The sequence below is a fragment of the Companilactobacillus suantsaicola genome (assembly GCF_004745525.1).
In the GTDB taxonomy this organism is placed as follows: domain Bacteria; phylum Bacillota; class Bacilli; order Lactobacillales; family Lactobacillaceae; genus Companilactobacillus; species Companilactobacillus suantsaicola.
Genome location: NZ_RKLY01000066.1, coordinates 1 through 595, shown reverse-complemented (window position 1 = coordinate 595; position 595 = coordinate 1). Strand labels below are relative to the sequence as shown.

Annotated in this window: 1 protein-coding gene; it reads right to left on the bottom strand. The window is 35.8% G+C overall.

From position 1 onward, the window contains the following. Window positions 1–125 precede the first annotated feature (125 nt). Entirely contained in the window at window positions 126–476 is a 351-nt protein-coding gene (locus EGT49_RS12360) for a S66 peptidase family protein (protein WP_246013852.1), read from the bottom strand. Window positions 477–595 lie beyond the last annotated feature (119 nt).

Below are 595 nucleotides of genomic sequence, written 5' to 3'. Positions count from 1 at the left end.
CTTGGCTTGCGGCTACTAATAATCTGGCACTCCAATCCTGATAGATCTTAAGTTTTTTTTATTTTTTCGGAGTGGCTAACTTGTTCTTGCAATTTGCGTTGTTTAAAAATATCGAATCAAATGAATTATTTTCTACTCTGAAAAAATGGTTCCATAATCGTCAACTTGCCTGAGTCCAAATCTAACTCAGCTTCTAATCCATATGGTAAAGCTGTTCTAGGATAGGCGTGTCCAAAGTTTAGATTCGTCATCAACGGTGTTTGTAAGTCCTCGGTTACTTCTTTTAGGATTTGGCAATAATCATCATAATAAACTTCATCTTGTGGTTTGCCGGTGATAATTGCGGCCACATTTTGTAAAATACCGCGTTGTTTAAGATTTCCCAACATCGTCTTGTACAATGCTGGCTCAACTTTTTCTTCACTGGTTTCTAAAAAGAGCAATTTACCGACAAATTCACTGGCAGCTGGTAACAAGTGAAATTTCTACCAGAAGTCAAGAGAAATACTGATTTAATAGTAATTATAGTGAAGTTAATTTGTTATAGATCTAAGACATCAGTCAGATGGTATGAACCAAGGCAAAAATAGTCTTG